Annotated in this window: 9 protein-coding genes; 6 read left to right on the forward strand and 3 right to left on the reverse strand. The window is 62.1% G+C overall.

Annotated features, from left to right (window positions below; genetic code table 11):
* Nucleotides 1-43: 43 nt before the first annotated feature.
* Together WIR04_RS15090 and WIR04_RS15095 are read right to left on the reverse strand one after the other, a co-directional pair.
* Nucleotides 44-793 carry a fimbria/pilus periplasmic chaperone gene (locus tag WIR04_RS15090; RefSeq protein WP_338887964.1) on the reverse strand — a complete coding sequence of 250 codons (750 nt, stop codon included), beginning with the start codon at nucleotides 791-793 and terminating at the stop codon, nucleotides 44-46.
* 10 nt (nucleotides 794-803) lie between these two features.
* Nucleotides 804-1343, reverse strand: coding sequence for a fimbrial protein (locus WIR04_RS15095; RefSeq protein WP_025326137.1), 540 nt, complete (start codon nucleotides 1341-1343; stop codon nucleotides 804-806).
* Nucleotides 1344-1591: 248 nt separating this feature from the next.
* On the opposite strand from WIR04_RS15095, the gene WIR04_RS15100 reads away from it, so the two are divergent.
* Nucleotides 1592-2419: a peptidoglycan DD-metalloendopeptidase family protein gene (locus tag WIR04_RS15100; protein WP_338887968.1), complete on the forward strand. Its 828-nt coding sequence runs from the start codon at nucleotides 1592-1594 to the stop codon at nucleotides 2417-2419.
* A gap of 67 nt (nucleotides 2420-2486) precedes the next feature.
* On the opposite strand, the gene WIR04_RS15105 is transcribed toward WIR04_RS15100, so the two are convergent.
* On the reverse strand, nucleotides 2487-3824 hold the full coding sequence (locus WIR04_RS15105; protein WP_338887970.1) for an MATE family efflux transporter: 1338 nt from the start codon (nucleotides 3822-3824) through the stop codon (nucleotides 2487-2489).
* A gap of 153 nt (nucleotides 3825-3977) precedes the next feature.
* Between WIR04_RS15105 and mscM the strand changes: the two genes are divergently transcribed.
* The 5 genes from mscM to WIR04_RS15130 all read left to right on the forward strand — a co-directional run bounded on the left by mscM (nucleotide 3978) and on the right by WIR04_RS15130 (nucleotide 13101).
* The gene (mscM, locus tag WIR04_RS15110) at nucleotides 3978-7253 is read left to right on the forward strand and encodes a miniconductance mechanosensitive channel MscM (RefSeq protein WP_338887972.1); all 3276 of its coding nucleotides are present in this window, start codon (nucleotides 3978-3980) and stop codon (nucleotides 7251-7253) included.
* A gap of 108 nt (nucleotides 7254-7361) precedes the next feature.
* Nucleotides 7362-8039 (forward strand): glycerophosphodiester phosphodiesterase, encoded by a 678-nt coding sequence (locus WIR04_RS15115; RefSeq protein WP_338887974.1) that lies wholly within the window; start codon nucleotides 7362-7364, stop codon nucleotides 8037-8039.
* Between the two features lie 159 nt (nucleotides 8040-8198).
* Nucleotides 8199-10076, forward strand: a complete 1878-nt coding sequence (locus tag WIR04_RS15120) for a methyl-accepting chemotaxis protein (protein WP_338887976.1) — start codon at nucleotides 8199-8201, stop codon at nucleotides 10074-10076.
* Between the two features lie 513 nt (nucleotides 10077-10589).
* Complete coding sequence (gene frdA, locus WIR04_RS15125) at nucleotides 10590-12374, forward strand: fumarate reductase (quinol) flavoprotein subunit (protein ID WP_025326131.1); 1785 nt, start codon at nucleotides 10590-10592, stop codon at nucleotides 12372-12374.
* Nucleotides 12367-13101 (forward strand): succinate dehydrogenase/fumarate reductase iron-sulfur subunit, encoded by a 735-nt coding sequence (locus WIR04_RS15130; RefSeq protein WP_041993027.1) that lies wholly within the window; start codon nucleotides 12367-12369, stop codon nucleotides 13099-13101. Before frdA ends, WIR04_RS15130 begins: the two co-directional genes overlap by 8 nt.
* The last annotated feature ends 3 nt before the right edge of the window (nucleotides 13102-13104 follow it).

Below are 13104 nucleotides of genomic sequence, written 5' to 3' on the forward strand. Positions count from 1 at the left end.
CGGGAGCGCCGAACCCTGGGTCCCGCTCCGGCATCTTCCGGGATCAATTGAAGACGAATTGGCCCACCTCGCGGGCACCATAGTCGTTGAGCCAATAGAAGGTCACGGTCTTGGCATGGACGGCCCCGGACAGCTGCTCAAGAGGAAAATCGAAGCTGCCCCCCGGCGCCACCATGCCGCCACTTGAGTTGCTGTAGCGCTTCGACGCCGTCGCCTGCAGCTCCAGATTGCTGATGCTGACGTGATAGAGGCTGGGGTTGCTGGCGCGCAGTGCGTAACCGCTTCCCTGCCGGATCAGGCGCCAGCTCAACTGCTGGGCGGAGCGCTCGACATTGCCAGGCAGCCCGGATGGCCGGTAGAACATCTTGATCCGGGAGCGGAAGGCGAGCTGCACCAGGTTCTGCCCCGCCTGGGTTGACTTCACGCTCGGCGGCACCTCCAGCACGTTCAGCCAGAACACCGATTCACGATCCTGGGGCAAACCCTGCCCCACGTAGGCCAGACGCAGGGACTGGCCACGCTGAGCCTCGATTCGGGTGATGGGGGGCGTTACCAGGAAGGGGAGTGCCTCGGCGCCGGGCCGGATGCGGCGATCGCCCGCATCTATCCACACCTGTACCAACGAGGGGGTGCTCCCCTTGTTGGTCAGCTCCAGGGTGACCTCACGGGCGTTGGCCGGGTAGATGACACGGGTGCCCGAGATCTGGACATGGCCCCAGGTCTGCCAGGGCAGGAGCAGCACGCACCAGAGCATGAGGTTCAGCCCTAGCCGATGGATACGAAGCGCCTTCATGACTGAGCGCTCAGTGGTAGTCCAGGGAGTAGATGAGATCCGCCGAGACCAGACCGGCACCGACGGCACCTGTGGCTATGTACTGGGCGCTGTAGTAGAGGGTTGCCCCCCCGGTGGCACTGAAGTTGACCAGCACGTTGTTGCCTGTGTTGGTCCTCAGATCGATGGGGGTGCTGTTGGCCGAGAGGATCTGCACCTCCACGTTCTGGGCCGGGTTCTTGCCGCCCGAGGCGACGGCCTTGTTGCTGAGGTTGCCCGTGGTCTGCTCCACCCCGATGTTTTCGAAGTAGGCCCGCACCGACCCCGTGGTCGGGCAGCTGGTGAGGGCGAGGTTGAAGCCTGTCGCCCCCGCTGTCTGGCCTATGCTGCCGAGCGCATTGGTGCTGACGGTCGGCAGGGTCACGGTCGCCGACGCCGTACCACCGTTGACCGCGATGGCACAGGTCCCGGCCGTCACCTCGCCATTGATGGTAATGACCCCGTTGAAGGCGGCAACGGGTGCCGACATCCCCATGGTGAGTCCGAGTATCAAGAGAGCCTTCGTCTTCATCACAACCTCCACCTGTCCCTGGATGTCGCTGGCGACTGCTTTTCTCCTGCCAGTACCTTACTGCCTGCCGCCATAGGTGCCATTCAAAGACACCATTAGTAACACATTAGTAAATAGCACAGGATTCTCAATCCCGCCGCCGCACTACTCCCCTTCCTGCGCCATGGCCCGAGGTGACGGACAGCCGGGCAAGAATGTGGCATCATTTTCCCCCTTTTGATCTCACCGCCTTATTCGATGGAGCCACCATGCGCCGCCTGTTCTTCCTCCTTCTGCTGCTCGGCAGCGCCTCCCTTCATGCCGAACCCGGCTTCATCAGCCGCCTGCTCAACCACCCGGTGCCGGGGGGCGTGGCCGTGGTGCCGCTGGGGGATGGGCCCAAGGCGCCCGCTGCTCGCTATCTGGACAAACCTGTGCTGGTGGTGCGCGAGGAGGGACGGCACTGGATTGCCATCGTCGGCATTCCGCTCAAGAGCCAGACTGGCCCCCATCAGCTGCAGGTGAGCGATGGCCGCACCCTGGGTTTCACTGTCGGCAGCAAGCACTATCGCGAGCAGCACATCAAGCTGAAGAACAGCCGCCAGGTCAATCCGCTGGCCGAGGACATGGCGCGCATCAACCGTGAGCTGGCCGAACAAAACAAGGCCTACCAGACCTTCAGCCCCACCCAGCCCAGCAACCTGCTGTTCGACAAACCGGTCAACGGCCCGCTCTCCAGCCCCTTCGGGCTGCGCCGCTTCTTCAACGGCGAGGAGCGCAACCCCCACTCCGGCCTCGACTTCGCGGTCGGTGCCGGCACCCCCATCAAGGCACCGGCCGCTGGCAAGGTGATCCTGATCGGCAACTACTTCTTCAACGGCAATACGGTGTTCGTCGATCACGGCCAGGGGCTCATCAGCATGTTCTGCCACATGTCGAAAATCGATGTGACCCTGGGCCAGAGCCTGCCAAGGGGCGGCATCGTCGGCCGGGTCGGTGCCACCGGCCGCGCCACCGGCCCCCACATGCACTGGAACGTCAGCCTCAACGACGCCCGCGTCGACCCCGCCATCTTCATCGGGGCCTTCAAGCACTGATCCGGGCAACACGAAACGACAAAGGCAGCCTCGGCTGCCTTTGTCGTTCATGGAGAGAGGGCGTTAATCACGGGGCTGCGGCATGCTGCCTGGCTTCCTTGCCCATGGCCCGCCACATCACCAATACCAGCACAGTGCTGCAGGTGGGCAACGCCAGCCAAACCCCGGCCACTCCCCACAGGGAGGAGAAGCCCCACAGGAAGCCACCGATCAGTACCAGCTTGCCGCCGGTGAGCAGGGAGGCGATGCGAGCCCGGTTGATGGCCTGGAAGTAGGTCGCCCCTACCAGCAGCAGCCCCTCCATCGGCAGGCCCCAGAAGTAGAGCCAGATGCCGAGGGTCGCCACCGGCAGCAGGGCAGTGTTGTCCCCGGCAAACAGATAAACCACTGCCTCTGGCCACAGATAGAGCGGGATCATACCGCACAGCGCCACCGCCAGGGTCACCCCCAACGCCAGATTGCGCACCCGCAGCACCCGCTGCCAGTTGCCCGCCCCGGCGTTGAAGCTGGCGATGGGCTGGATGCCCATGGCGATCCCCTCGAAGATGAGATAGAAGAAGGCCTCGCTATAGCTGATGACCCCGTAGGCGGCCACGTGCAGGGAGCTGCCGACCGACAGCAGCGCCTTGTTGTGCAGCGCCAGCACCACAGACAGATAGAGGTACATCAGGAAGCTCGACACCCCGAGTCGCAGGGTCTCACCCATCAGCCGCCAGTCCGGCACCAGGGTATCCAGACGGATGCGCAGCTGGCTGCGGGGGGTGAAGAAGTGCCACAGGCACAGGCCCCCGGTCACCGCCTGGGAGAGCATGGTGGCGATGGCCGCCCCCGCCAGCCCCCAGGGGATCACCGCCATCAGCAGGTAGTCGAGCAGCACGTTGAGCACACCGCCCCCCACCAGGATCCAGGTGGTGAGGCCGGGTCGCCCGTCGTTGCGCAGCAGGGCGGTGAACGCCATGGAGAGCACCGCAAAGACTCCGAGCCAGGCGTACCACTGCAGGTAGGCGAAACCGGCGTCGAAGATGACCCCCTCGGCCCCCATCCAGGTCAGCATGGTATCCCCATAATTGATGCCGATGAAGGCGAGCACGGCGGAGGCGATGAGCACCATCACCAGCGCATTGCCGACTATGTGGCGCGCCTTTGCCTGCTCCCCCTTGCCCAGATAGAACGAGGCGAGCGACGAGGAGCCCATGCCAATCAGCGCCCCCACCGCATAGAGCACGGCGCAGATGGGGTAGGCCAGCATCATGCCCGCCAGGCCGTCCTGACCCAGGATATGGCCGACGAAGATGCCGTCTATGGTGACATAGACGCCGGTGACCAACATGGCGGCCACCGTCGGGGTGACGTAACGCAGGAAGAGGCGAGAGAGGGGGGCCGTGCCCAGATCGACAGTGGACATAAATTGCTCAAGGGAGGGGAACGGCCAGAATAATAGCCAAACAAGACCCGGATCACCCGTTATTTATGTTGCAGATCATTAATATGGAAGGCTTTACCCACCCCTGCCCCTGCTTTAGGCTAAGGCGACTTCTCATGAACGGAAACGTGCGCCATGTTGCAACGCCTGCTCTGCCTGATGCTCTGTCTCAGCCTGCTCCCCTTCTCCGCTGCCCAGGCCGATGATGCCGTCACTCAGGTGGAAGAGTTGCTGCAAAGCGTCCCCAAGACCGACAGCCCCGAGAACCAGCAACTGCGGGAGAGCTATCAGCAGGCGCTGCAGTACGCCAGGGATGCCCAGCGCTATCGGGAGCAGGGCAAGGCCTATCAGCAGATCCTCATCGACTACCCCAAGGAGTCGGCCCGTCTCAAGGAGAGCCTGCACAACTATCAGCCCCAGTCCCGCCCGCCTCTCTCCTCCCTCAAAGAAGAGGCGCTGCGCCAGGCCATTGGCCTGAGCAGCAACCGCCAGATCAACCTGCGCAAGGAGCGCCAGGCGGTGACCGACAGCCTCAACCAGCTGGAGAGCACGGGCCAGGAGTACCATGTGCGGGTCGACGAGCTGCGCAAGCAGTTGCTGCAGACCCGCTCCCAGCTCGATCGCTTGAGCTTCAGCAACGAGTCGGATCGCCTGCAGGAGGCCCAGCAACTGGCCACCCGCCTCAAGGAGCAGAGCCTCTCCGACCGGATCCAGATGCTGGAGTTGGAACAGCTCTCCGCCCAGCAGCGCAACGATCTGGGCAAGCTGAAGCTGCAGGAGCTCAACCTCGCCATCACTGACGAGGACGAGTGGCAGACCAGCCTGCTCAACCAGCAAAACCAGCTGCGGCGGGAGAAGACCGAGCTTGCGCTGGCCGAGAGTGAACGGCTGCGCAGGCAGCTCACCTCGGATCTGCCCCTGCTGCAGGAGCAGCAACAGCAGAACCAGGCGCTCTCCCTGCAACTGGGCGCCCTGGAGGATCAGATAGAGCGGGTACAGGACGAGCAGCGCGGCATCGACACCTCCCTGTCAGGGCTGAGCGATCTGGTCAACTCGGTGCGCGAGCAGCTGGAGTGGCTGCAGATAAGCAACGCCTACGGCGAAAACCTGCGCAGCAAGCTGGCCGATCTGCCCGCCTACTTCCCCCTGGAGAAGCTGGAGTCAGACATCGTCAAGGCGCGCATGGCGAAGTACCAGTACGAGACCGAACAGGATGCCTTGAAGGATACAGTGCAGATCCGCAACAACCTGCTCAGCGGGGATGAGATCACCCTGGACAGGGCCCAGCAGGCCGTGCTCGACAACCTGCTCAAGGCCAGACGGCAACTGCTGACCCGGCTCAACGACGCCTCAGATACCCTCATTCAGGAGCAGACCCGGCTCAAGCTGCTCTACAGCCGCCAGAACAGCAAGATCGACGAGATCCGCGAGATCAGCGCCAGCCACCTGTTCTGGATGCCGGATGTGCGCCCGCTCACCCCGGCCGTCCTGCTCGGCGTGCCCACCGCGCTGAGCCTGCTGCTCGATCCCGTCAACTGGCTGCAACTGCCCAGGGCCATAGTGGAGAACAACCCCATGACCCTGACCCTGGCGGGGCTCGGCCTGCTGGTGCTGGCCTGGTGCTGGGCCAAGCTGGGGCGCCACCTGGTGCAGTACAGCCACTACATAGCCCCGCGCATCGGCAAGGTGACCCAGGACAAGTTCAGCCTCACCAGCCGGCTGCTGGTGCGCTCCCTGCTCGCGGCCCTGCCGCTGCCCGCCATGGTGCTGATGATGCGCGGCCTGCTGGATGGCGCCTGGCAATACCCCTTCGCGGTGGCCGTGGCCCGGGGCCTTGGCGAGATCTGGTTCCTGCTGCTGGCGCTGCTGGTCGCCCGCCATCTGACCCTGGAGAAGGGGATCCTCATCCTCCATTTCCGTTGGCCAAAGGAGTCGGTGCAGCGGGTCTGGGGTCAGTTCCGCACCCTGCTGCTGGTGCTGATCCCCAGTTTCTTCGTGCAGGGCATGGCCAACAGCTATCAGGAGCACGCCTTCTACGACTCCCTCGGCCGCCTCGCCTTCGTGGTCGGCGCCCTCTGGCTGCTGCTGTTCTTCGCCCGCCTCAACCGGGAGAAACTGCCCCTCACCTGGGGCCAGGCGGACATGACCAAGCCCCACCTGCTGCACCACTTCATCTGGAACAGCCTGATGCTGGCCCCCCTGCTGGCGGTGCTGGGCTCCCTGTTTGGCTACTTCTATACCTCCCGCATCCTGCTGCGCCAGCTGGAGCTGAGCCTGCTGGCGGGGCTCGGCTGCCTGCTGGTCTACTATCTGGCCCATCGCTGGATGCTGATCCAGCGCCGTCGCCTCGCCTTCGATCGCGCCAAGAGCAAGCGGGCCGAGATCCTGGCCCAGCGGGAGCGTGACGAGGACGATCTCAGCTCCGAGATCCCGGACGTGGTGGAGGAGCCCGAGCTGGATCTGGACACCATCAGCGCCCAGTCCCTCGGCCTGGTGCGCACCCTGCTGATGCTGGGCTTCACCATGCTGGTGGTGGTGCAATGGTCGGATCTCAACTCGGCCTTCAGCTTCCTCAGCAGCATCGAGGTGTGGCAGGTGAGCAGCAAGGTGGCCGGCATAGAGCAGCTCTCCGCCATCACCTTGCAGGATCTGATGCTGACCGCCTTCGCCTTCATCCTGACCGTGGTCACTGCCCGCAACCTGCCGGGGCTGATGGAGCTCACCCTACTCCAGCACCTGAGTCTCTCCCCCGGCACCGGCTTCGCCCTGACCACGGTCAGCAAGTATCTGGTGATCCTCATCGGCGCCCTCACCGGCTTCTCCATGCTCGGTATCGACTGGTCCAAGACCCAGTGGCTGGTGGCGGCGCTCTCGGTGGGCCTGGGCTTCGGTCTGCAGGAGATCTTCGCGAACTTCGTCTCCGGCCTCATCATCCTGTTCGAGAAGCCGATCCGGCTCGGCGATACCGTCACCATTCGCGATCTGACCGGCACCGTCACCAAGATCAAGACCCGCGCCACCACTATCGTGGACTGGGACAGGAAGGAGATCATAGTCCCCAACAAGGCCTTCATCACCGAGCAGTTCATCAACTGGTCCCTGTCCGACGCCATCACCCGGGTCAAGCTGCGCATCCGCATCGGCCTGACCCAGGAGCCCAAGCGGGTGCAGCAGTTGCTGGAGCAGTGCGTGCAGGAGTCCACCCTGGTGCTGGATACCCCCACCCCCGAGGTGTTCCTGATCGAGTTCACCGACTCGGCCCTCATCTACGAGATCCGGCTCTATGTGAACAACATGGATCACCGGATGCCGATCACTCATGAGGTCCACTCGCTGATCCTGGAGAAACTCAACCAGCTCGGCATGCCTCTGCCCCACCAGCAGATCGATATCAGGATGAGTCGGGGATGATATGGATAGCGGTGTAATTCACGTTGTTCATCGCACCCTGCGGGGCTGGTAGGGTGTAACAAGCGCAGCGCCGTGCACCAACACCAACACCAACAACAGGAGCCAATCATGCAGATCATTGCCCATCGCGGTGCCAGCAAGCTGGCGCCGGAGAACACCCTCAAGGCGATGGAGATAGCCATCGCACTCGGAGTCGGCGCCATCGAGCTCGACGTGCAGCAGGCAGACGGCGAGCTCTGGGTCTTCCACGACCGGCGGCTGGAGCGTTGCACCGACGGCCACGGGGTGCTGACCGAGCAGTCCCGGGACTATCTGGCGAGCCTGGATGCGGGGGACGGGGAGCAGATCCCGACCCTGTGGCAGGTGATGATGCTGGTGGCGGGGCGCTGCGAGCTGCACATAGAGCTCAAGGGGGCGCACACTGCCGAGCCGGTGGCAGCCCTGACCCTCCGCGCCGAGGCGGAGCTTGGCTTCACCCCGGCCCAGTGGGTCGTCTCCTCCTTTCACCATCCCGAGCTGGCGCACTTCAAGGCATTGCGGCCAGAGATCCGGCTTGGCGCCCTGACCGCCAGCCTGCCGCTGCACGGTGCCCGTTTCGCCGAAGAGCTGGGAGCCTGGTCCCTGAATTGCGACGTGGATTTTGTCGACGCCGGGCTGGTGGAGGATGCCCATCGCCGTGGGCTCAAGATCCTGGTCTACACGGTCGACGAGGTGAGTGATGGGGATGCATTGGCGGCCATGGGTGTCGATGGCATCTTCACCAACCGACCAGATCGATTCAGCTGAGTATCGGCGCGCCCTGGCGGCCCATCAGGAGGTGAAAAAAGATCGAAAATTTCCTGTGCACCGGGATACATAAAGTCCACTTTCAGCCGATACAGAGTTGGCTCATAACAATAACAAACACCACACAGATCTCAGACCGACGCTCACAAGGATGTAAACATGAACCTATCCATCAAGAACAAGCTGGTCCTCGCCATCGGGGCCATTATCCTGGTCATCTCCAGCCTGCAGGTCTGGTACAACACCACCCAGCTGCGCAGCGAAACCCAGCGGCTGATCTGGAGCTTCATCGACGACAGCTCCATCGCCAACGTCAAGGGCATCTCCCGCTGGCTCGATGCGCGCATCAACCTGGTCACCGCCACCAAGGAAGCCTTCACCAAGGAGGAGGAACCCCTCAGCCACCTGGCCCAGTCCATGAACGCAGGCAACTTCGACCTCGTCTATGTGGGCACCAAGGATGGCCGGATGATCCAGAGCAAGCAGACCAATCTGCCCGCCGGCTATGATCCGCGCCAGCGTCCCTGGTACAAGGACGCCATGGCGGCCGGCAAACTCGCCATCACGGCCCCCTATGCCGATGCCGCCTCTGGCAACCTCATCATCACCATCGCCGAGCCCTTCAGCCGTGGCAACACCGACGGTGTCATCGCCGGTGACGTCTCCATCGACGGCCTGGTGCGCGACGTGCTGGCCATCAACTCGGAAGGCACCTACGCCATACTGGTGGACAGCAACGGCACCATCATAGCCCACCCGGACAAGGCGCTGACCCTCAAGCCCGCCACCGCCCTCTCCCCCGAGCTGACGGCGGCCAAGGTCAACGAACTGGCCCATGACAACACCATCTCCGAGATGGATATCAGCGGCAAGGCCAGCGTGTTCGACCTCACCGAGATCCCCAACACCAACTGGTATTTCGGCATAGTGGTGGACAAGGCGGTCGCCTACCAGTCTGTCTCCCGCATGGTCACTTCCGCCCTGCTGCAAGGTCTGCTGACCATCCTCATAGTGGCGGGCTTCTCCTACGTGGCCATCAACAGCTCCCTGGCCCCGCTGAAGACCCTCGGCGAGGCGATTGCGGATCTCTCCCGCGGCAACGGCGATCTGACCCGCCGCATCAAGATCGAGCGGGAAGACGAAGTCGGCACCGTCGCCAAGCACGTCAACACCTTCATCGAACGCATCCACGTCATGGTGCAGGACATCTCCAACTCCTCCGGGCAGCTCAACCAGCAGGCCAGGTCCTCCCACGACATGGCGGAGAAATCCAACCAGGGTCTGGCGCGCCAGCAGAACGAGATCTCCCAGATAGCCACAGCGGTGCACGAGATGTCCGCCACCGCCGTCGAGGTCGCCAGCAATGCCGAGCAGACCGCAGAGGCAGCCCGCAGCTCCTCCAGCAGTTGCGAGCACGGCAAGCAGGTGATCGCCCGCAACCAGCGCTCCATCACGGATCTCGCCACCCAGGTCAAGCAGGCCTCCGGCATCATTCAGGAGCTGGAGAAGAACGCCCAGGAGATCAACACCATCCTCTCCACCATCCAGGGCATCGCCGAGCAGACCAACCTGCTGGCGCTCAACGCCGCCATCGAGGCCGCCCGGGCCGGTGAGCAGGGTCGCGGCTTTGCCGTGGTCGCCGACGAGGTGCGGGTGCTGTCACAACGCACCCACAGCTCCACCGTCGAGATCCGCAGCATGATAGAGACGCTGCAGCGCAACACCCAGGGAGCCGTCAGCACCATGCACGAGGGCCAACTGCTGGCCCAGAACAGCGTGGAAGATGCGAACGATGCCACCCAGGCCCTGGAGCAGATCACCACCTCCATCAACCAGATCTCCGACATGGCGACCCAGATATCCAGTGCCGCCGAGGAGCAACGGGCGGTGACCGACGAGGTCAGCCGCAATATCCAGGCGGTCAAGGACGTCTCGGACGAGCTGGCGGTGGATGCGGACAGCTCTCGCAATCTCTCGGCTCAACTTAAAAATATTTCAGGTGAGCTCAACAATCAGGTCGGCATGTTCCGCATCTGATCGAGCCAATGAAAAGGGGCCGTCCAGGCCCCTTTTTTATATAAACCCTTTTCGTTTCAATGGTTATAATTCCCCTTCGGCACCGGACACTCTGTGATCCGCCTCTCCATTCGAGTATCCTTCTGACGCAGCTGATGCCTGCCCTGACTATATTCGCATTACTTTTTTCGATGTTTTTCGGCAGCCCCAAGGTGATAATAGTTATCACTAAACATTTCTGATAAAAAACTTAAAAACTTTAGGGGTAATACCTAAAAAGAGAGGCATTTCTCATTTTTTTGAAAGAAAACTACGTACAATCTTGGGGTTAAAATCACCAGAGTAGCGAGTACGGCTGATCCAGATCACTGATGGATGGCGATAATGACGGCATTTTCATCCAAGGAATGGGGTGGTTGTAATAAAAACCACCGTTGCCAAGCACTAAAACAAAGCAGTTTGACTTGCATCAAGCCTGAATTTTTTTCATAGAGCAAAATCGTGCCCAGCAAATCTATCCCTAAGGAGGCAGATGTGGATATTATCAAGACCGATGTTGCCATCATCGGTGCCGGTGGCGGTGGCCTGCGTGCCGCAATCGCCATTGCAGAAGCCCACCCGGAGCTGGAAATCGCCCTGATTTCCAAGGTCTATCCGATGCGCAGCCACACAGTGGCCGCCGAAGGTGGCGCCGCAGGCGTCGTCCGTGATGACGACTCCCTCGAAAACCACTTCAACGACACCGTCTCCGGTGGCGACTGGTTGTGTGAGCAGGACGTGGTCGAGTACTTCGTCAACAACGCCACCAACGAGATGATCCAGCTGGAGCACTGGGGTTGCCCCTGGAGCCGCAAGCCGGACGGCAAGGCCAACGTCCGCCGTTTCGGCGGGATGAAGATCCCGCGCACCTGGTTCGCCGCAGACAAGTCCGGTTTCCACATTCTGCACACCCTGTTCCAGACCTCCATCAAGTACCCGACCATCAAGCGCTATGACGAGCACTTCTGTCTGGATCTCATCGTGGAAGATGGCCGCGTCCAGGGCGTACTGACCTTCGACATCCAGAACGGCATCACCCGTTTCATCCAGGCCAAATCAGTGGTGCTGGCCACCGGCGGTGCCGGTCGCGTGTACCGCTACAACACCAACGGCGGCATCGTCACCGGCGACGGCATGGCGCTGGCCTACCGTCACGGCGTGCCGCTGCGTGACATGGAGTTCGTCCAGTATCACCCGACCGGTCTGCCGGGCACCGGCATACTGATGACCGAAGGTTGTCGTGGCGAAGGTGGCATCCTGCTCAACAAGGATGGCTACCGCTACCTGCAAGACTACGGTCTGGGCCCGGAAACCCCGGTCGGCCAGCCGAAGAACAAGCACATGGAGCTGGGTCCCCGTGACCGTCTCTCCCAGGCATTCTGGCAAGAGCAGCAGAAAGGCCGCGTGATCCAGGGCCCCATGGGCGACGTGGTTCACCTCGACCTGCGCCACCTCGGCGAGAAGTACCTGAAGGAGCGTCTGCCCTTCATCTGCGAACTGGCCAAGGCCTACGTGGGTGTGGATCCGGTCAAGGAGCCGATCCCGGTCCGTCCGACTGCCCACTACACCATGGGCGGCATCGAGACTGACGGCAAATGCGCCACCCGCATGCCCGGCCTCTACGCCGCTGGCGAGTGCGCCTCCGTCGGTCTGCACGGCGCCAACCGTCTGGGTTCCAACTCCCTGTCCGAGATTGTGGTCTTCGGCAAGGTGGCCGGTGAGCAGGCAGCCGAATTCGCGGCGACCCAGCAGCACGGCAACACCGAAGCACTGGCTGCCAAGGCAGAGGCACTGATCAAACAGCACCTCTCCCTGCTCGACATCGACGGCACCGAAAACCCGGCGGATATCCGCAACGAACTGGGCATGTCCATGGAAGCCGGCGTCGGTATCTACCGTACCGAAGAGCTGATGCAGGGCACCATCGACAAGATCAACGAGCTGAAGGCCCGTTACAAGAAGGTCAAGATCAACGACAAGTCCTCTGTCTTCAACACCGACCTGCTGTACGCCATCGAACTGGGCTACATGCTGGACGTGGCCGAAGCCATGGCCCATTCCGCCATCAACCGCAAAGAGTCTCGTGGCTCCCACCAGCGTCTGGACGGTTACGAAGAGCGGGATGACGTGAACTACCTCAAGCACTCCCTCTCCTTCTACAACCAGGAAGGCGCCCCGACCATCGATTACTCCGATGTGAAGATCACTAAATCCCAACCGGCAAAACGTGTGTACGGTTCCGAGGGTGAGAAACAAGACGAGGCTAAGAAGAATGGCTGAGATGATCGAAATTGAAATCCTGCGCTACCGTCCCGAGCAGGATAACGAGCCCTGGATGCAGACCTTCCAGGTGCCTTACCTGAAAGAGATGTCCCTGCTGGATGCCCTGCAATACATCAAGGATCAGCTGGACTCCACCCTGAGCTTCCGCTGGTCCTGCCGGATGGCGATCTGCGGCTCCTGCGGCATGATGGTCAACGGCATTCCGAAACTCGGCTGCAAGACCTTCCTGCGGGACTACCTGCCGGGCAAGATGACCATAGAGCCCCTTAACAACTTCCCGATCGAACGCGACCTGGTGGTCGACATGTCCGATTTCATCGAGAAGCTGGAGAGCATCAAGCCCTACATCATCCCGTCCGAGCCGCGCAGCCTGTGCGACGGCGAGTACACCCAGACCCCGGCTGACATGGCGAAGTATCACCAGTTCTCCATGTGCATCAACTGTGGCCTGTGCTACGCCGCCTGCCCGCAGTATGGCATCAACAAGAAGTTCACCGGTCCCGCAGCCCTGGCGCTGGCTTATCGCTACAACGCCGACAACCGCGACAGCGCGTCCAAGGAGCGGATGAAGATCATCAGCCAGGACGAAGGCGTCTGGGGTTGTACCTTCGTGGGCTATTGCTCCGAGGTGTGCCCGAAAGGCGTGGACCCGGCCGCCGCCATCCAGCTTGGCAAGGTCGAGAGCGCCAAGGACTACATGATCGCCATGTTCAAGCCGGATTGAGAC

It is taken from the genome of Aeromonas rivipollensis (assembly GCF_037811135.1).
GTDB classification, from domain to species: Bacteria; Pseudomonadota; Gammaproteobacteria; order Enterobacterales; family Aeromonadaceae; genus Aeromonas; species Aeromonas rivipollensis.